The 21,193-nt window shown below is 62.5% G+C and carries 17 protein-coding genes; 13 read left to right on the top strand and 4 right to left on the bottom strand.

What is annotated here, in order from left to right; all coding sequences use genetic code 11:
• Positions 1 to 355 precede the first annotated feature (355 nt).
• The gene (locus NY78_RS01105) at positions 356 to 1,273 is read right to left on the bottom strand and encodes a DMT family transporter (protein ID WP_043630625.1); all 918 of its coding nucleotides are present in this window, start codon (positions 1,271 to 1,273) and stop codon (positions 356 to 358) included.
• 49 nt (positions 1,274 to 1,322) lie between these two features.
• Positions 1,323 to 1,775, bottom strand: a complete 453-nt coding sequence (locus tag NY78_RS01100) for a YaiI/YqxD family protein (RefSeq protein ID WP_043630623.1) — start codon at positions 1,773 to 1,775, stop codon at positions 1,323 to 1,325.
• Between the two features lie 391 nt (positions 1,776 to 2,166).
• Between NY78_RS01100 and NY78_RS01095 the strand changes: the two genes are divergently transcribed.
• The 4 genes from NY78_RS01095 (at position 2,167) to NY78_RS01080 (ending at position 6,776) form a co-directional block, all read left to right on the top strand.
• Positions 2,167 to 3,723: an SLC13 family permease gene (locus NY78_RS01095; RefSeq protein WP_043630621.1), complete on the top strand. Its 1,557-nt coding sequence runs from the start codon at positions 2,167 to 2,169 to the stop codon at positions 3,721 to 3,723.
• A 49-nt stretch (positions 3,724 to 3,772) separates the two neighbouring features.
• Complete coding sequence (locus tag NY78_RS01090) at positions 3,773 to 5,530, top strand: adenylyl-sulfate reductase subunit alpha (protein ID WP_043630620.1); 1,758 nt, start codon at positions 3,773 to 3,775, stop codon at positions 5,528 to 5,530.
• An 11-nt stretch (positions 5,531 to 5,541) separates the two neighbouring features.
• Positions 5,542 to 5,889: a 4Fe-4S binding protein gene (locus NY78_RS01085; RefSeq protein WP_043630618.1), complete on the top strand. Its 348-nt coding sequence runs from the start codon at positions 5,542 to 5,544 to the stop codon at positions 5,887 to 5,889.
• 200 nt (positions 5,890 to 6,089) lie between these two features.
• The gene (locus tag NY78_RS01080; RefSeq protein WP_043630617.1) at positions 6,090 to 6,776 is read left to right on the top strand and encodes a Crp/Fnr family transcriptional regulator; all 687 of its coding nucleotides are present in this window, start codon (positions 6,090 to 6,092) and stop codon (positions 6,774 to 6,776) included.
• A 33-nt stretch (positions 6,777 to 6,809) separates the two neighbouring features.
• Here NY78_RS01080 and NY78_RS01075 read toward each other — a convergent pair whose 3' ends face one another.
• Both NY78_RS01075 and NY78_RS01070 read right to left on the bottom strand, forming a co-directional pair.
• Positions 6,810 to 7,451 carry a class I SAM-dependent methyltransferase gene (locus NY78_RS01075; protein ID WP_047959963.1) on the bottom strand — a complete coding sequence of 214 codons (642 nt, stop codon included), beginning with the start codon at positions 7,449 to 7,451 and terminating at the stop codon, positions 6,810 to 6,812.
• 62 nt (positions 7,452 to 7,513) lie between these two features.
• Positions 7,514 to 9,190 (bottom strand): putative transporter, encoded by a 1,677-nt coding sequence (locus NY78_RS01070; protein WP_043630615.1) that lies wholly within the window; start codon positions 9,188 to 9,190, stop codon positions 7,514 to 7,516.
• A 503-nt stretch (positions 9,191 to 9,693) separates the two neighbouring features.
• Here NY78_RS01070 and NY78_RS01065 point away from each other — a divergent pair.
• The 9 genes from NY78_RS01065 (at position 9,694) to NY78_RS01020 (ending at position 21,188) form a co-directional block, all read left to right on the top strand.
• Complete coding sequence (locus NY78_RS01065; protein WP_043630614.1) at positions 9,694 to 10,578, top strand: formate dehydrogenase accessory protein FdhE; 885 nt, start codon at positions 9,694 to 9,696, stop codon at positions 10,576 to 10,578.
• The gene (locus NY78_RS01060) at positions 10,578 to 11,291 is read left to right on the top strand and encodes a formate dehydrogenase accessory sulfurtransferase FdhD (protein ID WP_043630612.1); all 714 of its coding nucleotides are present in this window, start codon (positions 10,578 to 10,580) and stop codon (positions 11,289 to 11,291) included. The genes NY78_RS01065 and NY78_RS01060 overlap by 1 nt, the downstream gene beginning before the upstream one ends.
• Complete coding sequence (mobA, locus tag NY78_RS01055; RefSeq protein WP_442855188.1) at positions 11,288 to 11,899, top strand: molybdenum cofactor guanylyltransferase; 612 nt, start codon at positions 11,288 to 11,290, stop codon at positions 11,897 to 11,899. Before NY78_RS01060 ends, mobA begins: the two co-directional genes overlap by 4 nt.
• Complete coding sequence (moaA, locus tag NY78_RS01050) at positions 11,896 to 12,900, top strand: GTP 3',8-cyclase MoaA (RefSeq protein ID WP_043630611.1); 1,005 nt, start codon at positions 11,896 to 11,898, stop codon at positions 12,898 to 12,900. Before mobA ends, moaA begins: the two co-directional genes overlap by 4 nt.
• Before the next feature lie 12 nt (positions 12,901 to 12,912).
• On the top strand, positions 12,913 to 13,773 hold the full coding sequence (locus NY78_RS01045) for a transposase (protein WP_043630609.1): 861 nt from the start codon (positions 12,913 to 12,915) through the stop codon (positions 13,771 to 13,773).
• A gap of 178 nt (positions 13,774 to 13,951) precedes the next feature.
• On the top strand, positions 13,952 to 16,990 hold the full coding sequence (fdnG, locus tag NY78_RS01035; RefSeq protein ID WP_082139838.1) for a formate dehydrogenase-N subunit alpha: 3,039 nt from the start codon (positions 13,952 to 13,954) through the stop codon (positions 16,988 to 16,990).
• Between the two features lie 14 nt (positions 16,991 to 17,004).
• Positions 17,005 to 17,727: a 4Fe-4S dicluster domain-containing protein gene (locus tag NY78_RS01030; protein WP_043630604.1), complete on the top strand. Its 723-nt coding sequence runs from the start codon at positions 17,005 to 17,007 to the stop codon at positions 17,725 to 17,727.
• A 166-nt stretch (positions 17,728 to 17,893) separates the two neighbouring features.
• Positions 17,894 to 19,186: an ABC transporter substrate-binding protein gene (locus tag NY78_RS01025; RefSeq protein ID WP_043630602.1), complete on the top strand. Its 1,293-nt coding sequence runs from the start codon at positions 17,894 to 17,896 to the stop codon at positions 19,184 to 19,186.
• Between the two features lie 4 nt (positions 19,187 to 19,190).
• Positions 19,191 to 21,188 (top strand): ATP-binding protein, encoded by a 1,998-nt coding sequence (locus tag NY78_RS01020; RefSeq protein ID WP_043630600.1) that lies wholly within the window; start codon positions 19,191 to 19,193, stop codon positions 21,186 to 21,188.
• Positions 21,189 to 21,193 lie beyond the last annotated feature (5 nt).

Raw genomic sequence — 21,193 nt, 5'->3', positions numbered from 1 at the left:
TGTCGTGCTGGGCGTATGCGGACTCATGCTTTCGGCAAGTGTCGTATTGGCCCAACCGCGCCCTGGTCCAGGGCCGGGACCGGGGCCGGGAGCCGGCGTAGCCTTCGGAGCCGGTGTGTTGGGAGGCGTGGTTGGCGGGCTGCTGGCGGCGCCGTACTACGCACCCGCGCCGCCGGTCTATGTTGCTCCGCCACCGGTGTATTACCCGCCGCCGCCGGTGTATTATTACCCGCCGCCTCCGGGATATTATCCTCCTCCGGGATATTACCCGCCGCCGAGAAGGTGGTAGACAAAGCGTTGCTGCAGACGGCCCCTGTTTAAGGGGCCGTCTTTTTTGTCAGAGCTGCAACAGCGGTCAGTCTTTCCCCTGCGGGCGCAGGGAGAGGAAACGCAGGTCCAGGGTTGCCAGCATGATCCCGAACACGATGAGGCCGCCGCCGATAAGGTGGGACAGGGAAATGCGCTCGCCAAGGAGCAGCAAGGACTCGATAGCCGTAAAAAGCGGCAGGGAATAGTAGACGATTCCGGCTAAAACAGGGCCGATGGAGGCGATGGCCTTTGTCCAGAGCAGGTATGCGGCAAAGGAGCAGCCAATGCCTGCATAGAGGACGCCGAGCACAACGTGGCTGTTCCAGACCGGCTTTGGCAGGACGGCGACTTCACAAAGCACTGCCGGAAGCAACAGCACAAGGCCCAGACCGAACATCGCAGCGTTGAATCCTTCAATGGAAATGGCGGCCGGACGCTTTCGAATGAAGAGCGAATAGACGCCAAAGCAGATTGCTCCGGCCAAAGCCCACAAATCCCCGGCCATGAACTTGAGGGAGGCAATGTGTTGCCAGTCGCCACGGGAAACAAGTTCCACGACGCCAAGGAGAACGACAAACACGCCCACAAGGCGTCGCGGGGTGATGGGTTCGCCGTACACGATGCGTGACAGGATAATGATGACGACCGGAGCGCTCGGCACCAAAAGCGCCATGTTGAGACTTTCCGTGGTCTGGCCGGCTTTGTAGACACAGGCGTTGAGCGCCGCGACGCCGACAAAGGCCATGGCCGTCAGATAGCGCCAATGCCGGCGGATGACCGGCAAATCGGTCCGCAGTTTCGGCAGGGCCAGGGGCAGGATGCACAGGAAGGCCAGCGCCCAGCGCCAGAAATTTAACTGAATGGGCGGGATATCATGTGCAATCCCGCGGGCCACGACGAAATTGCCAGCCCAGAGCATGGTGGCGGCCAGGGCGGCGAGGGAGCCGCGAAGTTTTGTATTCACGGGAAGGGTCCTGTTGCCGGTGGGACGTCGGAGCAGATGACGCGGCAGCTTACTGGTTGGCGTGTCGGGTCAGGAAGATGTCGAGCTGGTTGGCAAAGGCCTCTTTGTCCCGGTTGTGAAATGGCGGAGGGCCGCCGGTCGTCACGCCGCTGCTTCGCAGTTCGTAGAGCAGGTTGCGCATGGCCAGACGGCCCTGGATATTGTCCTTGGTATAGAGTTCCCCCCGGGGGTTGAGGGCATGGCCGTCCTTTTCGATGACCAGGGCGGCCAGGGGAATATCGGCTGTGATGACCAGATCGCCGGGCGAAACGAGCTTCACGATGGCCGCATCCACCACGTCGAACCCCTGGCCCACCCGGATGGCGGCGATCAGCGGCGAAGCGGGGATCTGCAGGGTCTTGTTGGCCACCAGCGTCAACCGGAGACCCAGGCGAACAGCGGCGCGGCAGAGGATTTCCTTGATGGGGCCGGGCAAGGCGTCGGCATCGGCATAGATGTGCATGAAATTTCCTTGGGCAGGCGAGTCGTCCTGACAGGCGGCTGCCAACTTGTAAAGGCAGGCTGGTAGCAGGGTGAACGAGGCTTGTCACCCTGTTGTCCCACGCGGCAGTGGCAGCCAGATAAACAGGCGGTGCTTGAATCGCTCTATAAGCTGTTGCCCTACGCGGCAGTGGCAGCCAGGGATAGCCGGTGGAGGGGTTTGGCTGAGCCTGGGGGACGCTTTATGCCGATCTGCCGGGGTGGTTCCCTTGTCTGGAGCCTAGGTGAGATACATTTTTCACAAATCCCTCGCGGTCTCCACGTCTTTATCGTCGCCGCGATAGTGTCCTTTGGCCTGCCGGGCTACGACTTCCCATCCATGCCGCGCTGCGGCGACCAAAGGAGGTGGAAGTATGGCCAATGGGGCTGCTGCGACCGTCAACGAATGCCGGGGAGGGTTTGGAACCTACGTCTCCGAAAACCTGACCCTGTGCGGGCAAAACCCACGGATCGCCTGGACCGGATACGTGGCTGCCTGGGCGCTGTTTTTCATTATCAACTTTGCGTTGCCCCTGCCGGAGGGCCTTAAGAGCGAAGGCCTGTCCGTGCTGGCCATCCTGGCCTGGGCCTGCGTCATGTGGGTCACCGAGGCCATGCCGGTCGGCATCACCGGCATTTCCATTCCAACGCTCCTGATCCTCACCCGGGCTCTTCCCTGGAACAACGGCAATCCACCCATGGGGCAGGTGTTTTCCGGTTTCACCACCCACGAGGTCTGGCTGTGCCTGTTCGCCTTTTTCGCTGGCGCGCTGATCCAGCTCCTGGGCATGGACAAGCGCATCGCCCTGGCCATTCTCGACAAGCTCAAGGCGTCGAGTGTGGGCCGCATCATCTGGGGTATGTTCTGGGTCAACGTGGTGCTGGCCTTTCTTATCCCGGCGGCCAACGCCCGAGCGGCCACGGTCATGCCGGTGGTGCAGGGCATCACCAAGCTCCTTGGCGACACGCCCCGGGAACGCGAGGCCAAAAAGGCCATCGTTATCCAGTCCATGGTCTACGCCAGCATGATTTCGGGCATCTTCATCCTTACCGGACACATGCCAAACCTCATCATGACCGGCCTTTTCGAGAAAAGCGGCTTTAAAAACCTTGGCTATTTCAGCTGGATGATTCTCCACGTTCCCTATGTCCTCATGTTCGCCCTGACCCAGTGGTGGGTGCGTTTCCATTTTAAGACAGCAGGCGTGGTCATTGCCGGCGGTCATGAACAGATCCACAAACAACACGCCGCCCTTGGTCCCATGACCCGGCCGGAAAAAGCCATGCTGGCCGTCTTTGGTCTGGTGGGCGTCCTTTTCATGACCGGCAAGGGCAGTCCCCTGAGCCTGCACCAGTACCAGCTTGGCGTGGTCGGGCTGGTCGGCATCATGATCCTTTTTATTCCGGGGCTTTTCCCCTTCAAGTGGAAGGCCGTGCAGGACCGCACCATCTGGGGCACCTTCCTGCTCCTTGGCGGAGCCATCACCATGACCGACGCCATGTCCAAGTCCGGTCTGGCCGGCTGGATGGCCGAGCATATCCATGTGCTGGTGCAGGGCATGGGCTGGTGGCAAACACTGCTCGTCATGATGCTCGGCACCCAGGTGCTGCGGGTGGGGATGCTCTCCAACGTGGCGGCCGTGGCCATGTTGGCTCCCATTGTCTTCGCCATGGGTCCCAAATTGGGACTTCACCCCGTGGCCTTCACGCTGCTCATCTGCAACGTGGACACGTTCGCTTATCTGCTGCCCACCCAGATTACGGCCGCCGTCATCGCCTACGGCACCGGCACCTTCAGCACGGCCGACTACGCCCGTTCGGGCTGGGTGTGCATCCTGCTGGCCATTGCCTTTGGCATCTGCGTCATGGCCCCTTGGTATGCCCTGATGGGGCTGCCGGTCTGGAATCCGGCCGCGCCCTGGCCCTATTGATATCGTCCTGCAACCAACCCTTGCGACCAAAAGCGAAGGAGAACACCCCATGCCGCATATGGCAGACAATCCCCTGACCCTGGACGCCGTCGAAACCGTGCATGTGACCTGCGACGTGCTCATTATCGGCGGCGGCAACGCCGGCTGCTTCTCGGCGGTAGAAGCGGCCAAGCTCGATCCGAACCTCAAAGTGGTCATCATGGAAAAGGCCCACATCATGCGGTCCGGAGCCTGCTCGGCCGGCATGGACGCCATCAACACCTACATCCCGGACGGCAAAACCCCGGAGGATCTGGTCCGTTGGTGCCGCTCCCAAGTCGGCGGCGGCCCCATCCGCGAGGATCTGGCCCTGTCCAATGCCCGGGAACTCAACGAATCCGTGGACGATCTGGAGCGTTGGGGCCTGCCCATCCTGCGCGACGCCGAAGGCAAGATCCGTTATCGCGGAGCCTGGGACATCTCGATTCACGGCGAGCAGCTTAAACCGATTATGGCCGAAAAAGCCATCGAAGCCGGTGCGGTGGTTTACAACCGGGTGGCCTGCACCCAGTTACTCATGGACGGGGAGCGCTGCGTTGGCGCGTTGGGCTTTGGCGTGCGCGACGGCAAGTTCTACGTATTTCACGCCAAGGCCACCATCAACGCCACCGGCGGTGCGGCTGGCCTGTATAAAAGCTACACCGCCGACGCCACCGACAGCCATCATCAGATCTGGATGTGTCCTTACTGCGTGGGTACCGGCTATGCCGTGGGCATCCGCCAGGGTGCGGAAATGACCTCCATGGAGCAGCGCTGGGTCGCCACCCGGACCAAGGACTTCTGCGGTCCGGTGGACACCATCTCAGTCGGCTACAAGGCCCCGATCATCAATGCCAAGGGCGAGCGCATCATGCAGACCCGCTACGCCCACCTCGGCGGCGACAAGGCCCCGCGCTACATCCGGGCCAACGCGCCCATGGAGGAATGGTTGGCCGGCCGCGGTCCCACCTATTGCGACACCCGGGGCATGGAACCGGAGTTGGCCAAGCAGATGATGACGGATTACTTGAATGAACGTCCGAGCTTCGTGCTCTTTTTGGCCAGCCGGGGCCAGGACCCGGTCAAGGAACCGATTGAGATCTACGGGTCGGACCCCTACATCGTCGGCGGCCACACCCAGTCCGGCTTTTGGGTGGGCCTTGACCGCATGACCACCGTCCCTGGCCTTTTTGCCGCCGGCGAGACGGCCGGGGGCAATCCCAACAAGTTCGTCGGCGGCTGTGCGGCCGAGGGCAAGTTGGCCCTTCGCGGCGCCATGGCCTACATGCAGGGTTTGGCGTTGCCCGAACCAGATATGGCCCAGATCGAGGCGGAAAAGGCGCGCGTCTACGGGCCGCTGTTGCACGACGTCGACTTTGACGGCCTGCGCGCCATCGAAATGGAAGAACGCCTGCAACGGCTCATGGACGAATACGCCGGCGGCACCAGCCAGTTTTACCGCACCAACGAAGAGCGCCTGGACTACGCCCTCAAGCACCTGGCCATGCTGCGGTCCCAGACGGTCTATCTCAAGGCCGAGAACCTGCACGATCTGATGAGCGTGCATGAGGTCATCGACCGGATCGATGTGGCCGAAGTGCTGTGCCATCATCTCAAGTTCCGCAAGGAGACCCGCTGGCAGGGCTGGCAGACACGGTCGGATTATCCCGAGATCGATCCGGCCTACGACTGCCATGTGGAAAGCCGCCGGGACATGGCCACCGGAGCCATCGAAACATTCACCCGGCCCTACGAGCAGATCGTGTCGGGCGACCGGTACAAGCCGTAAAGGAGGACAACATGCCGCCGATTATCGACCACAAAAAATGCAACGGCTGCCAGGGACGCGAGGAATCGTTTTGCGAAGAGGCCTGTCCGGGCGATCTCCTCTATGTTGGGGCTGACGGGAAATCCCACTGTCATGCCGCCCGTGATTGCTGGGACTGCATGTCCTGCGTCAAGATGTGCCCGCGAAACGCCATCGAAACGCGCATTCCCTATCAGCTCGGCTATCACAAAGCCCGGTTGATGCCGATCATGGGAAAAAACAACATCACCTGGAAATGCACGGACATCCACGGCGAGACGATCACTTACAAGTATCGCAATCGTCTGGAGGTTGCCGACGAGCAGGGCGGTTCGTCATAGAGCTATCCGAGTTTGCAAATGAAAATAGGTTTGTTGCGTGACGCTGCCAGCCGTGTTCGCCTGAACGGATGCCAAGGACGCGACACAGCCCGGCCTGATTGATCCGGTCGCGCGGCGCGGCAATCCCGCGTCCGCGCGACCGGCCTTGACCTGGCCGGCCAAACAACTATCTCTGCCCGATGGTACAGCAAGCAGGCCAGATGGACTGGCATCTCCTCAAGGGCGGTTTTTTCGACGGACTGGAACGGGAATTTGCGGCCTTTCGCCAGCTCGCCGTGCAGCGGCGGATCAAAAAAAACGAGATCGTTTTTTTTGAAAATGATCGGTGCGACCGTTCATTTTACCTCGACAGCGGCTCCATCAAGATTTTTCGGGTCTCCCTGCACGGCAAGGAACCCACGTTTTTCATTCGCTCACCCGGGGAAATGTTCGGTCTGGCCGAGGTGGTCGGGGGCGAGCGGCGTAAGTGTTCGGCCCAGGCCCTGACCGACTGTGTGCTGCTGGAGATCGACCGCGACCGCTTCCTGGAGATTATGCTGGATGAACCGTTGCTCGCCCGTCGGGTCATCGGCGTCCTGGGCAGCCGTATCCGCTATTTGAGTGAACAACTCGAAAATGTGATGACCTGCGGCGTGCCCACCCGGCTGCTCAAACTGCTGCTTTGCCTGTCCCACGACGAAATCGCCCAGGCCAGGGGCGGACCGGTCGATGTCCCGGTGCGCCTGACCCAGGGCCAGATCGCCGCCATGACCGGGTCCTGCCAGCAGACCGTCAGCGAGACCCTGGCCGCCTTTGAGCAGCGCGGCCTTATCGCCGTGTCGCGCCAGCGCATCCGCCTGCTTGATCCCGACGCCATTGTCGACGCCCTGTCCGAATGGTCCTGCTGATGACCCTGGCCGGGTGCCTTACGCCCTCGACTGTCAGGCCGAAATGCCGGTGTGCGGCAGAATTTCGGAAATTTCCTTCTTGGCCAGCCAGACCGTATGCCCGCCGCAATCCGGGTCCTCGACCACATGTTGCAGCACGGCAAAGCCGTGGTGCGTCAGAAGCTCCTCGTATTCGGCGGCGGACAGGCTGTAGTGGGCAAAGGCCAGTCCGTCCATGATCCCGGTCGCTTCGCCGTGGTCGGGGCCGCTGGTGAAAAGGAGCAGGCCGCCCGGGCTTGTGTGGGCGGCAAAGACCGCAAACATGGCCCGCTGGTTGTCGTAGCCGAGGTGAAAAAAACTGTCCCAGGCCAGGACCGCGCCAAAGGTCCGGCCAAGGGACAGGCGGCGCATGTCGCCGACTAGCCAGGTCATGGCCGGGAACCGCTCCCGGCACCGGGCGATCATGGCCGGTGAACCGTCTATGCCGACGACCGGATGCCCGGCCCGGATGAAATAGCCGGCCAGCGGTTCGCCGGCGCCGCAGCCCAGATCAAGAACCGCTGCCCCGGGGGCCAGAGCCTTGGTCACTGCCGCCAGATAGGCCGACTCCATAGGCGGGTCGCCGGCAAAGCGTGTGGCTGTAAACCAGTCGGCTATGCCCTCATAGCGCCGGCAGATGTCGTCAGCCTGTGGCATCCCTGCCGCCTCCTGCCGCAGCGAAGTCGTAGCCGGTCGTGTCCATGGACGGGATTACCTCGCTATCCGGAAAAAAGCGTCAGCACGAGGAGTTGCCCGGTGACGATGCGCAGGATCATGGCCAGGGGATAGACCGTGGCATAGACCGAGGCCGGGGCGTCGCCGCCGAGCATCTGGGAGGCAAAGGCCAGGGCCGGGGGATCGGTCATGGAACCGGCCAGCAGCCCGCAAGTCGAGGCGTAGTTGCAGCGCAGAAAAACCCGGCCGATGACGCCGGCGGTGAGCAGGGGCACGAAGGTGATGACGGCCCCGGCCGCGAACCAGACCAGCCCCTGACCCGAGGCGATGCTGGCCACGAAGCGGCTGCCGGCGGCCAGACCCACGCAGGACAGAAAAAGGGTGATGCCGATTTCCCGCAGCAGCAGATTGGCGCTTTGGGGCAGATACCAGACCAGCCCCCCGAAATGATGCAGCCGCGACAGCAGGATGGAGACCAGGAGTGGACCGCCGGCCACGCCCAGGCGCACGCTGGTAGGCAGCCCCGGCACCGGCACGGGGATGCTGCCGAGGGCCGTGCCGAGCAGGATGCCGATAAAGATGGGCAAAATGTGGGGCTTGGCCAAGTCCCGGCTCGAATTGCCGACCTGGGCCTCGGCCCCGGTCAGGGCTTCGGCCGTGCCGACGCAGCGCAACCGGTCGCCCCAGTGCAGCGGCACGTCCGGGCCTGGGGAGAATTCCGTGCCCGAGCGGATGATTCGGGTGACGGCCACGTCATGTCCCTGGTCCAGCCCCAGTTCCGGTACGGTGCGTCCGACAGCGGCCGACCGGGTGACGATCAGCTGGCGCACTTCCAGCGGGCCGGGCAGGGCCGGCAGATCGGCCTGGCTTCTGCGGCCGACCTGTCGGCACAGGGCCTCGACGGCATCCGCCCGGCCGACAGCATGGAGCAGCATTCCCGGCGTCAGGATTGTGTCTGTCCCGGCCGCCCGCACCGTGCCGTGGTCCATAATCCGCGACACCACCACGCCGTCGGTCGTCGTCGCCGCCAGCCCGGACAAGGCCAGCCCGAACGCAGCCGGAGCGGCGACTTCAATGGTGGCGGCAGTCAGCGGCGGGGCATGGCTGCGAAGCAGGGCTTCAAGTTGTTGCGTCTCCTTGGCCGGGTCGATGCGAAAGAGACGACGCAGCACGAGCATGGTTAAGATGATGCCGAAGATGCCGAAGGGATAGGCCACGGCATAGCCTAGTCCGGCCTGTCCGACATGGTGCTCGGCCAGGGCTGGGGCCACTTCGGCAAAGGCCTGGGAGGCGGCGGCCAGGGCGGGCGTGTTGGTGACGGCCCCGCTGTAGAGGCCGACGGCCACCGGCAGGGGGAGCAGGCCGGTCAGATGAAAAGCGGCAGCCAGTCCGGCCCCCAACACGACGATGAACGCAGCCATGACATTGAGCCGCAGTCCCCGGCGGCGCAGCGAGTCCACAAACCCCGGACCGACCTGCATCCCGATGGCGTAGACAAAAAGGATCAGCCCGAATTCCCGGACAAATTCCAGGACATGATGGTCGAGCCCAAGTCCGAAATGGCCGGCGGCCAGTCCGCTAAAGAGCACGCCGCCGACGCCCAGGCGCACGCCGGCAACCGGAATGCGGCCCAGGGCCAGTCCGGTTGCGGCCACAAGCCCCAGTACCGCGACGGCCGAAACCGCCGACGAAGACGTCAATAATGCCGTCAACCAGCCCATGGAATTCGCCTCACCGTGTTAGAGCGTCAAAGTCCACTGTGCGCCGGCCTGGGCTGTGGGACAAGGCCGCTTTGCATCGCCGCATGGCCCAAGACTGCGGCCAAGAGCCGCCGACGTCAACCCTGCTCCCCACTGTTTGGCCTGGAACAGACGTCGGTCGTCATATGGTTTCTTGGCTGCGTCAGCGCGGCGCGGCGTCAAGGCCTGCGAAACCGCTTGCCTCTCCTGTCCCGGCAAGTGGGGAAAACGCCTCCGGGAGGTCGGAAACCGCTCCGGAAATACGGCGACGCCCTTGACAGCGCCGGTCTGTATTGACCAATTGCCCACACAAACACCGGCGCCGTTGGTCCGGTTGCCAGTGGCCCAGTAGCCCCAGGCTCGGCGGAACGCCTCGTGCCGGTTGGTGGGGGCATCTGTTTCCTTGCCATTCCCGGTTTGCGTCACCATAATGTCATCAAGGCCCGGGCGTCTCTGGCAACCGGGACCGTTTTTAAGGAGTCATCATGCCCTTCGATGCAGACAACGAATCTAAATTATTGACTAAAAAACTCGAAGCCCTGTCGAAGAAAACGGTCCTGCCGGCTTCCATGCTGGCTTTGGTTGCAGCCACGGCCAAGGCGCAGCTTGCAGCCAGGGCCTCGGAGTCCGTGGAGATTGTTCCCGGGATGCTTGAAGACATTGAGCGGGTCCTGCGCGGGGCGCCCATGTTGGCCCGTGATGCTTTCCCTGTGGACATGGTCCGGATGGAGGCCCTTTTTGACGAGTTGTCCGGTTTTGTCCGGGACAATGAAGCCCATCTGGTTCAAGCCATGGATGGTATTGCCGCAGCCAGACAGTCCGGCGAACTTGATCTGGCCAAGGCCGTACGCCAACATCTGGCCGGGGACGACAGCTTCTTTGCGGCCTTTGGCGAACGCACGCCCAGTGCGCCGCGGCTGCTCAATTTTCTCGTCCAGGCAGCTCTGGCCCCCCGGCTGGCGGCCGTGAGCGAGGCGGTCCACGCCCATTTCCCCGTCGACCGCTCCTGGGAGTTCGGCCAATGCCCGACCTGCGCCAGCCCGCCGCTCATGGCCCGGCTTGTGGGCAAGGAAGGGGCCAGGCATCTGACCTGCTCCTTTTGCCAGCTCGAATACCGGGCCAGACGCCTCATGTGCCCGTATTGCGGCGAGGAAGACGCCAAAAAACTCGAAGTATTTTCTGCGGCGGAAGAGCCGGGGTATTTCGTGCATGTCTGCCTGACCTGCAAGTGCTATATCAAAACCACGGATTTTCGGGAATTTGACCGGGCCAGCGTCCCGGTCCTGGACGACCTGGAATCCCTGACCCTGGACATGGCGGCCCGGGGACAGGGGTATAACCGGCCGGTATTGTCCGCCTGGGGGTTTTAATGCTTGATGCGCCCCTGACCCGATCCGTGCCCTGTCGTCGCTACCGCAACGGCAGGTTTTCCGACATCACCGACGACGTGGCCACGGAGATCCGGGTCACCCTGACGGTCGCCGGCGTTGGGAAAAAAACGCTTTATGCCGCGCCGCTTGACCCGGAAGTACTGGTCCTTGGCCATGCTGCCCTGGATATGCTCCCGGCGGGACAGCTTCCGGTCATGACAGCGGCCGAGGGTCTTTTTTTTGATTTGGACGTCCGGCCCGACACGCGCCCGGCCCCGGATACGGCCCTGCCCCGAGGGCTGCCGGCAGCCGAACTGCTTGGCCTGATGCGCCGGTTTATCGCCGAGCCCGGGCTTTGGAACGATACCGGCTGCTTTCACCGGGCAGCGCTTTACGACACCGGGATCGGCGAATTTGTCGTGCGGGCCGAAGATATCGGCCGCCACAACTGCCTGGACCGGCTGGCCGGCTACGGCCTGCGCCTGGGGCTTTGCCTGCCGGAGTTGGTCCTGTTCCTGTCCTGCCGGGTGACGGCCAGCATGATGCACAAGGCGCTGCGGGCCGGCATCCGTATGGTGGTGAGCCGCTCGGCCGTGACCGGAGCGGCGTTGACTGCGGCCCAGGAGGCCGGCATCACCCTGGTCGGGTTCGCCCGGGACGCCGAGGAACGCTTCACGGTCTTTACCGATCCAAGCGGCAGGGTCGGCATGTGACCCCGACCGGGCCGATGCCTCTTGGCGTTATCCTGGCTGGCGGCAAAAGCAGTCGCATGGGCCGGGACAAAGCCTGGCTGACGTTTTTTGGCCAGCCGCTGTTTCGGCGGGTGGCCAATACCGTGGCCGCCGTCACCGGCGAGGTGCTGGTGTCCGGGCGCGACCCGTCGCCCTTTGAACTGGCCGTCCCCTGGGTGGCTGACGAAACCCCTGAGCTTGGGCCGGCCGGTGGGGTGCTTTCCGTCCTTGCCGCCACGGGCCGGCCGTGTCTGGTTGTGTCGTGCGATCTCCCCTTTTTGGATGAAGCCACCCTGGTACGGTTGATTGCCGCCTGGAGAGAACGCCCCAATACGGCGATCATGACCACCTACCGCATCATCGAGACAGGGTTTGTGGAATCCCTGGTGGCCATCTACGATCCGGCCGGGGCCGAGGTGTTGCGACGCTGTCTGCTGGCGGGTCAGCGCCGACTTTCGGCGATTTTCCCTGAAGAACTGCGCTGCCATGTCGATTACAGCCGGGAGGACTCTGCCGCAGCCCGGGCCTTTTTCAACGTCAATTCGCCGCCGGACCTGATCCGGGCCCGAGGCATGGAGGAGGGGATATGACCGGCAATGCCGCCGTACTGCGCGATGGGCGAGGCCGTGAGGTAAGCTACCTGCGCCTGTCCGTCACCGATCGCTGCAACCTCGCCTGCATGTACTGCCGCCCCAAGGGCAGCATCACCTTCATTCCCCACGACAAAATCCTGCGCTACGAGGAACTGCTCGACCTTGTGTCCCTGGCCCGGGACATGGGCATCACCAAGGTCCGGCTGACCGGCGGGGAACCGTTTGCCCGGCGCGATTTCATGACCTTTGTGGCCTCGATCCGCACCCGCTTTCCCGATGTGGACCTGCGCATCACTACCAACGCCACCCTGTTGGCCGGCCATCCGGCCACCCTGGCCGAGCTTGGCGTGCGCGCCGTCAATATCTCCCTGGACACGCTGGATCGGGAGAAATTTGAACGCATCACCGGGCATGACCGCCTGGATGCCGTGCGCCGGGCCTTGGATGAATGCCTGGCCGCCGGACTGCGGGTGAAACTCAACGCCGTGGCCCTTCGAGGCATCAACACCGTGGAAATTCCGGATTTTGTCGCCATGGCCAAGGCCGCACCCATCGACGTGCGCTTTATCGAATTCATGCCGGTCGGCGATGGGAATCTGTGGCGCTCGGAAAACTACATCTCGGCCCGGGACGTGCTGTCCATGGCCGCCCGCACGGCCGAACTCGTGCCTGACGACCATGACCGGGCCGCCGGCGGTCCGGCGAAGATGCACCGCATTGTGGACGGGGCTGGCCGGTTCGGCGTCATCTCGCCTTTAAGCGAACACTTCTGCGACAACTGCAATCGCCTGCGCATCACGGCCGACGGCAAGCTTCGCACCTGCCTTTTTTCCGAGCGCGAGTACCGGCTGCGACCCATCCTGCGCAATCCCGTCCTGGGCCTGCCCAAGGTCCGCCAGATCATTGCCATGGCTCTGCGGACCAAACCGCTTGGCTACGAGGTCTTAAACCCCGGAGGCACGTCCAAGGCCAGGGACATGTCGGCTATTGGCGGCTAGGCTGCAGGCTGCATGGCTCTTGATCTGACCCGGCATGTCCGGACCGAGGAGAGCGCTCGGAAGTTCCTGGAACGCCATTGCTGGCCCGCAGGGCGTCCCGTGTGTCCGCGATGCGGGACGGGCAAGGCCTATGTCCTGGCCGAGGGGCGGGTGCGTTGTGCCTCGTGTCGCTACACTTTTCATGCCCTGTCCGGCCGGTTCGCCGGCCTGGCTGGCCTCACGCCGCGCCAGTGGCTGCGCCTGCTGGTTCTTTTTGCCGCTGACGAAACCGCCCACGCCATGGCCGCCGCCCTGGGGATGGCCTACAACACCGCCTACAAGGCCGCCACGGTGGTTCGCCTGTCCATCCTGGCCGCCAGCCTGGACGGCTTGGAGATTCTGAAAAGTCCGCTCGGCGCTGAACTCGGTTCGGCGGCGCGCGCCATGCGGCCCGACGGTCCCGAGGCGCCCCTGGCCGCCATTCCGGTCTTTGGCATTCTGGAACGCGGCGACATGGTGTTTATCGATTATCTGCCAACCCTTGCCCCGCAGGATCTACTGCATTTCAACCGTAATTTCTCCCTGCCCCTGTCGCGCCTGGGGTCCATTGTCTATTCCGATCGGTATCTGCGCTATGACGCCCTGGTCGCCTGCGGCTCGGAGCTGCTCAACCGCCGGTTGGTCGAGGTGGCCGGCCGGGCTCCTGAGGTCGACCCCCGACAGGCCGGGTTCTGGCCGTATGCCCGGGAGCGGCTGATCCGGTTTCATGGCGTCACAGCCCGGAAATTTCCGCTCTATCTGAAGGAGTTGGAGTTTCGCTACAACCATCGAGACCAGGATATCCTGCCGATTTTACTCGCCAACATTGCCTCGTTAGTGCCAGATCTTAACTAATACGGTTTTCTTTGACCCCGTGCGGCCCGCTTTTTAGATAAAGAGTGATCCTTTGCACTGAAGTATATGTTATTTTTAACTTATGCTAAATTTAGCATAACACCACACGGGTCAAAGCCCGACGCCGCAAGCCTGGCGGCGGGATTGTGATGAACGCCTAGCGGCAAGGAGACGGACCATGGAGTGGAACCGGCGAGAGTTCCTGAAAATTGCTGGCGCGACGACCGCAGTGACCGCTTTCGGCGGACTCGGCTTCGATCTGAAGCCGGCCTATGCTGAAGCGCAGGCGGCCAAACTCAAGTTCACCAAGCAGACCACCTCGGTGTGCTGCTACTGTTCGGTGGGCTGCGGGCTCATAGCCAGCACGGACAAGGACGGCAAGGGGAGGGTGGTCAACATTGAGGGCGATCCCGACCATCCGATCAACGAAGGCGCTCTGTGTCCCAAGGGTGCGTCCCATTACCAGCTTGGGAAAAACGACCGCCGTATTCTCAAAGTCATGTACCGTGCTCCCTACAGCGAGAACTGGGAAGAAAAATCCTGGGATTGGGCGCTCGACCGCATTGCCCGCAAGGTCAAGGAAGCCCGCGACGGCAGCTTTACGACCAAGGACAGCAAGGGCCGGGTGGTCAACCGCTGCGAAGGCATCGCCTCGGTCGGTTCCGCCGCTATGGACAACGAAGAATGCTGGATCTACCAGGCCATGCTCCGGGCCATGGGGTTAAGTTACATTGAGCACCAGGCCCGTATCTGACACAGCGCAACTGTAGCGGCTCTGGCAGAGTCGTTCGGACGCGGGGCGATGACGAACCACTGGATCGACATCGTCAATTCGGATTGCATTTTCATTATCGGCAGCAACGCCGCCGAGAACCATCCCATCTCGTTTAAATGGGTGCTTCGGGCCAAGGACAAGGGCGCGACCATGATCCACGTGGATCCGCGCTACACCCGTACGTCCCAGCATGCCGACGTGTTTGCCCGGCTCCGGTCCGGCTCCGATATTCCCTTCTTCGGCGGTCTCATCCGGTACATCCTGGCCAACAACCTGATCTTTAAAGACTACGTCGTCAATTATACCAATGCCTCGTTTATCCTGGGCGACAAGTACGACTTCAAGGACGGCCTGTTCAGCGGCTTTGACGCTGAGAAGCGCGCCTATGACAAGTCGACCTGGAGCTTTGCCAAGGACGACCAGGGACGCATCAAGAAGGATCCGACCCTCAAAGATCCTCGTTGCGTTTACCAGATCATGAAGGCCCATTACGACCGTTATGACATGAAGTCTGTTTCGGCTATTACCGGCACCCCGGTGGCCGATTTGCAGAAGGTCTACCAGACCTACGCCGCCACGGGCAAACCGGAAAAGTCCGGCACCATGCTCTACGCCATGGGCCAGACCCAGCACACCGTCGGCGTACAGAACATCCGCGCTATGTCCATCATCCAGCTGCTTCTTGGCAACATGGGTGTGGCCGGCGGCGGCATTAACGCCCTGCGCGGCGAGGCCAACGTCCAGGGTTCCACCGACCAGGGGCTGCTCTTCCACATTCTGCCCGGCTACATCCCCACGCCCACGGCGGCGATGCAGACCCTGGCCGAGTACAACGAGAAGAACACCCCGGTCACCAAGGAACCGCAAAGCGCCAACTGGTGGGGCAACCGGCCCAAGTACCTGGCCAGCTTCATCAAGTCGATGTATCCCAACCAGGATCTCGACACCGGCTATTCCTATCTGCCCAAGCTTGAGCCGGGCAAGGACTACTCCTGGCTGTCGCTGTTTGACGTCATGCTTGGCGGAGCCTTCAAGGGCTTTTTCGCCTGGGGCCAGAATCCGGCCGCCAGCACCGCCAACTCCAACAAGACCCGTGAGGCCATGACCAAGCTTGACTGGATGGTCACGGTCAACATGTTCGAGACCGAGACCGGTTCCTTCTGGAAGGGCCCGGGCATGGACCCCAAGAAGATCAAGACCGAGGTCTTTTATCTGCCGTGCGCCGTGTCCTTTGAAAAGGAAGGCTCCATCTCCAACTCCGGCCGTTGGATGCAGTGGCGCAATGTGGCCCAGGCACCGTCCGGCGACTCCAAGCCCGATGGCGATATTATCTATGAGTTGTTTGAAAAGATCCGGGAGCTTTACGCCAAAGAAGGCGGGGCCTATCCCGATCCCATCAAAAACCTCAATTGGGATGTGGCCACCAACCACATCTACGATCCCCACAAGGTCGCCAAGCGCATCAACGGCTATTTCCTCACGGAAAAAACCCTCAAGGTCGGCGACGCGGACAAGACCTTTAAGCCCGGTGATCCGGTGCCGAGCTTTGCCCTGCTGCAAAACGACGGCTCCACCTGCTCCGGCACCTGGGTCTATTGCGGTTCCTACACCGACAAGAACATGTCCGCCCGGCGCGATAAGTCCCAAACGGCCATGCAGGCCAAGATCGGGTTGTTCCCGGCCTGGTCCTGGGCCTGGCCGGTCAACCGCCGGGTGCTCTACAACCGTGCCTCGGTCGATCCCCAAGGCAAGCCCTACCAGCCGGACAAGCCGGTCATTGCCTGGGTCAACGGCAAATGGGAAGGCGATGTGCCTGACGGTCCCTGGCCACCCATGGCCGACACCGAAAAGGGCAAGTTCCCGTTTATCATGACCGGCGACGGCATGGGCCAGATCTTTGGCCCGGGCCGCAACGACGGCCCCTTGCCCGAGCACTACGAGCCGCTGGAGTGTCCCATTGCCGAGAACCCCTTCTCCAAGCAATTGCACAACCCGACGGCGCTCAAGTTCACCGGCCCGGCCGACATTCACGCCTCCTGCGATCCCCGGTATCCGTTTATCTGCTCCACCTACCGGGTGACCGAGCACTGGCAGACCGGCGTCATGACCCGCAACTCTCCCTGGCTCCTTGAGGCGGAACCGCAGATGTTCTGCGAGATGAGCCCGGAGCTGGCCACGATGCGCGGCATTAAAAACGGTGAAAAGGTCATTCTCGACTGCACCCGCGGGTCGCTTTGGGCCAAGGCCATCGTCACCGAACGCATCCAGCCGTTTACCGTGCTTGGCCAGACCATCCACCAGGTGGGCATCCCCTGGCATTATGGCTGGACCTGGCCCAAAAACGGCGGTGATTCGGCCAACATCCTGTGTCCGTCAGTCGGCGATCCCAATACGGGCATCCCCGAGACCAAGGCCTTCATGGTCAACGTGCGCAAGGCCTAGGGAGGACCGACGCCATGAATGGAAAGAGCTTCTTTGTCGACCTGTCGCGCTGCACCGGCTGTCGGGGTTGCCAGATCGCCTGCAAGCAGTGGAAGAATAAACCCGTGGAGCAAACGGAAAATACCGGTTCGCACCAGAATCCGCCGGATCTGTCCTGGCAGACGCTCAAAGTGGTGCGCTTTACCGAAACCACCATCGACGACACGTTCCAGTGGCTGTTCTTTCCGGACCAATGCCGCCACTGCCTGGATGCGCCCTGCAAGATGGTCGGTGATTCCGAAGTCCCTGACGCCATTGTCCAGGACCCTGAGACCGGGGCCGTGGTGTTTACTGAGAAGTGCAAGGGCTTAAACGCCCAGGGTGTGCGCGAGGCCTGTCCCTATGACATTCCCCGCGTCGATGCGGCCACCAAGCTCATGTACAAGTGCGACCTGTGCAACGACCGCATCCATGCCGGCATGGTGCCTTCATGCGTGAAGACCTGTCCCACCGGCACCATGAACTTCGGCGACCGTGACGAAATGTTGGCCATGGCCCGGGAACGCCTGGGAAAGCTCAAGGTCAAGTTCCCCAAGGCCGAGCTGGTGGACGCTGATTCGGTGCGGGTCATCTTCCTGTGCCCGTTCCCGCCCAGCGCCTACTACAAATACGTCCAGTTCGGAGACGCCGGACCACGGCCCTTAAGCCGCAAGGCCTTCCTGGCGAAGGTCATGCGTCCGCTTCGGGTTCTCGGTTAGGTTCCCGCTTCCGTCCGCTTCGGGAGGCCGCTGCCACGGCCTCCCGACTGCGGCGGTTTGCGCGGCCGGTCCGGCCGGCCCGTTTGGCCCGTCACACCGGTTGACCAACCCCTGGCCTCGTCTGCTATCCTCAGCCATGGGCATCTCCACACCAATTTCCCGCCGCATGCGAGGCTTGGCCGTGTTGGCCGCCTGCGTCGTGACCGTCGTCCTGGCCGCCTGTTCGGGAGAGTCGTCGCCTGAAAAAGGTGCGACCAGCACCCCGGGCGTCACCAGCGACACCGTGACCATCGGCTGTTCCCTGCCGCTCACCGGCCATGCCAGCTATCTTGGCAAACAGACGCTTTACGGGGCGCAGGCCTATCTAAACGCCGTCAATGAAGCCGGCGGGGTGGCCGGGCGGACCATCAAGCTCATCACCCTTGATGACGGCTACGACCCGCCGCGCTGCGTGGCCAACACCCAACAGCTCATTGTCGAAGACCGCGTGTTCTGTCTGTTCAGCTACGTCGGCACCCCGACCACCGCCAAGATCATTCCGCTTTTGGAAGAAGCCCGTGTGCCGCTTGTCGGCAGCTTCACCGGGGCCGATGTCCTGCGTTTTCCGTTTCGCCGCTACATCGTCAACATCCGGGCCTCATATTACCAGGAGACTGCCGCTGCCGTAGACCATCTCGTCAGCGATCTCGGCTTTGACCGGGTGGCTGTGCTGTATCAGTACGACGCCTACGGCTTTGACGGACTCAAGGGCACGGAAATGGCGCTCAAATCCCTGGGGCTGGCCCCGGTGGCCCGTGGGTCCTACATCCGGGGCACCATGGACGTGGAGGAGGGGGTGGGGCGTCTCTTGGAAGCCAATCCCCAGGCCATCGTGATGATCGGCACCTACGGTCCCTGCGCCAAGGCCATCAAGCTGGCCCGGGCCAGGGGCTACCGGGGTCTTTTTTATGCCGTCTCCTTTGTCGGAGCCGACGAGATTGCCCGGATTCTCGGACCCGGCGACGACACGCCGCTTTTGATGTCCCAGGTGGCGCCGCCGCCGGATCTGCCTGAGGCGGCTGCGTTGTTGACCGGGGTTATGGACTACGCCCGGCTCCTGGCCCGTTCCTTTCCCGAGGAACGCCCCAATGTGGTCGGCTTGGAAGGGTTTATAAACGCCCGGGTGCTGGTCGAGGGCCTTCGCCGGGCCGGTCGGGAACTGACCCGGGAACACTTCCTCGACGCCATCGAATCCATCACCAATTTTTCCGTGGGCATCGCCAGTCCAGTCAGCTTCGCCAAAGACCGCCATCAGGGCCTGGAACGGGTCTATTTCACCCGGTTTGACCACGGCCACTTTCAGATGGTCACGGATTGGGGGCGCATCAAGGAGATCCTGGCGGCTTCGGCCAAGATGACGTCTGTTCCCACTGAACTCGACGGCGCAGGCGGCCCTGGCGCAGTCGGATCCGACCGGTAACCGTATGCCGTTTCCCCAACGGGTCAGCTTAAAGCTCAAGATGTTTGGCGGCACCATGGCGGTGGTGCTCCTGGTCAGCGCCGTCATTGCCATCCTGGCCCGCTGGATTTTGGTGACGAGTCTTAACCGCGAACTCGAACAGCGCGGCGTGGCCATCGGCCAGAGCATTGCCGAACGGGCCAGCGGCTTTATCCTGGACAAGGACCGGGCCAATCTGGTCAGCTTGGTGTTCGACGCGGCCCAACTTGGCGAACGCAAGGTGCTGGTTTCCTACATTTTCATCCGGGACAATGAAGGACGCATCCTGGCCAACACCTTTATCCGGCCGTTTCCCGAGGACCTGCGCAAGATTAATCCCCTGTCCGAGAACCGGGAGTACGGCATTGATCTGGTTGATTTTGACAGCGCCCAGGCCATCGACATTGCAGTTCCCGTGCGCGAAGGCATTTACACGCTGGGCGCAGTCCATGTCGGGCTGTCCAAGAGCCACATCGATTCCCTGGTGGGAAAACTACGCACCACCTTTTTGGGTTTTATCACAGCCGTCACCGTGGTCATGTTCCTCATTGTCCTTCGCCTGTCCAATGCCGTGGCCCGGCCGCTTTCCCGGCTGACCCAGGCTGCCGACGCCATCAGCCGGGGCAGTATGGATGCGCCCGAAGCCATGCTCGGCCTGTCCGACGACGCCGTCAAACACTGCCAAGCCTATGCCGACACGGATCTGCCCTGCTGGCATTTCGATCAAAATCGCGCCGATTCCGAGACCTCCAGTCTGGTCAATTCCCGCACCTGCCGGGAGTGCCGGTTCTACCGCAAAGACGGCGGCGGCGACGAAGTGGCCCAGCTCGCCGAGTCCTTTAGCAACATGATCTGGAGCATCCGCCTGTACCGCCGCCGGTTGCGTGAGTCCGAGGAGAAATACCGCTCCCTTTTCGACAGCAACCCCGATCCCGTCTTTGTGGTCGATGCGGGGAGCGGCCGCATCCTCGATGCCAATTCCCAGGCCGAGGCGGTGTACGGCTACGGGCGCAAGGAACTGTCCGGCCGCAATGTAGCCGATCTGGAGCCGGAAGCCGATGGCGGAGGCGTGGCCGGCTATCTGCGCGACCGCGACGCCCCGGGCCGGGTGCTTTTTCCCAAGCTGCGCCATGTGCGAAAAGACGGCAATCCGCTCTACGTCAACGTCCACGCCTGCCGCATCGCCTACCGGGGGCGCGATGCGGTCATTGTGTCGGCCACCGACATCACCGAGCTGGTGGAAAAAGACGCCCAGCTCATCCAGGCCAGCAAAATGAAGACCCTGGGCGAGATGTCCGCCGGCATCGCCCACGAACTGAACCAGCCGCTCAATGCCATCAAAATCGGCAGCGACTACCTGAAGATGGTGGTGGAGAGCGGCAATTCTCCTACACCGGCGGCCTTGGCCACAGTCACCGAGCAGGTCAGCCAGCAGGTGGACCGGGCTGCGGGCATAATCGGCCATCTGCGCGATTTCGGTCGCAAGTCCGAACCCAGGCTGGAGAAAGTGGATATTAACGAGCCAATTCGTGGCGTGTTTACCATGATCGGCCATGAATTGGCTTTGCAAGGGATCGACATTACGCTTGACCTTCTGGCGGATGCCCCGATTAAGGCCCACGCCAACCGGCTGGAGCAGGTCTTTTTCAACCTTGTGGTCAATGCCCGCGACGCCATGATTGATCCGCGCGGCCGGGATCGACCCCGGCGTCTGGCCATCACCTCCCGAAGCGTCAACGGGCAGGTCATGGTGTCTGTTTCCGATACCGGGACCGGCATCCCGGAATCCGAGCGACGCAAGATTTTCGAACCGTTTTTCACCACCAAGCAAACCGGCCAGGGCATGGGCCTGGGCTTGGCCATAACCTACGGCATCGTCAGGGATTACGGCGGCGAAATTGAAGTCGACAGCGCCCCTGGCCAGGGAAGCGTGTTTCGACTGACTTTTCCGGCCGCCCGGGACAGACCCGGCCGCGGAGCTTGACGTCG

The sequence above is a fragment of the Desulfovibrio sp. TomC genome (assembly GCF_000801335.2).
Lineage (GTDB): Bacteria > Desulfobacterota > Desulfovibrionia > Desulfovibrionales > Desulfovibrionaceae > Solidesulfovibrio.
This window is presented reverse-complemented; position numbering and strand designations above follow the sequence as displayed.

Excerpts from the sequence above, each read along its gene's own strand:
- NY78_RS01100 (WP_043630623.1), bottom strand. The coding sequence starts at position 1,775 with ATGCACATCTATGCCGATGCCGACGCCTTGCCCGGCCCCATCAAGGAA.
- NY78_RS01095 (WP_043630621.1), top strand. The coding sequence starts at position 2,167 with ATGGCCAATGGGGCTGCTGCGACCGTCAACGAATGCCGGGGAGGGTTT.
- NY78_RS01090 (WP_043630620.1), top strand. The coding sequence starts at position 3,773 with ATGCCGCATATGGCAGACAATCCCCTGACCCTGGACGCCGTCGAAACC.
- NY78_RS01085 (WP_043630618.1), top strand. The coding sequence starts at position 5,542 with ATGCCGCCGATTATCGACCACAAAAAATGCAACGGCTGCCAGGGACGC.
- NY78_RS01080 (WP_043630617.1), top strand. The coding sequence starts at position 6,090 with ATGGACTGGCATCTCCTCAAGGGCGGTTTTTTCGACGGACTGGAACGG.
- NY78_RS01075 (WP_047959963.1), bottom strand. The coding sequence starts at position 7,451 with ATGCCACAGGCTGACGACATCTGCCGGCGCTATGAGGGCATAGCCGAC.
- NY78_RS01070 (WP_043630615.1), bottom strand. The coding sequence starts at position 9,190 with ATGGGCTGGTTGACGGCATTATTGACGTCTTCGTCGGCGGTTTCGGCC.
- NY78_RS01065 (WP_043630614.1), top strand. The coding sequence starts at position 9,694 with ATGCCCTTCGATGCAGACAACGAATCTAAATTATTGACTAAAAAACTC.
- NY78_RS01060 (WP_043630612.1), top strand. The coding sequence starts at position 10,578 with ATGCTTGATGCGCCCCTGACCCGATCCGTGCCCTGTCGTCGCTACCGC.
- moaA (WP_043630611.1), top strand. The coding sequence starts at position 11,896 with ATGACCGGCAATGCCGCCGTACTGCGCGATGGGCGAGGCCGTGAGGTA.
- NY78_RS01045 (WP_043630609.1), top strand. The coding sequence starts at position 12,913 with ATGGCTCTTGATCTGACCCGGCATGTCCGGACCGAGGAGAGCGCTCGG.
- NY78_RS01030 (WP_043630604.1), top strand. The coding sequence starts at position 17,005 with ATGAATGGAAAGAGCTTCTTTGTCGACCTGTCGCGCTGCACCGGCTGT.
- NY78_RS01025 (WP_043630602.1), top strand. The coding sequence starts at position 17,894 with ATGCGAGGCTTGGCCGTGTTGGCCGCCTGCGTCGTGACCGTCGTCCTG.
- NY78_RS01020 (WP_043630600.1), top strand. The coding sequence starts at position 19,191 with ATGCCGTTTCCCCAACGGGTCAGCTTAAAGCTCAAGATGTTTGGCGGC.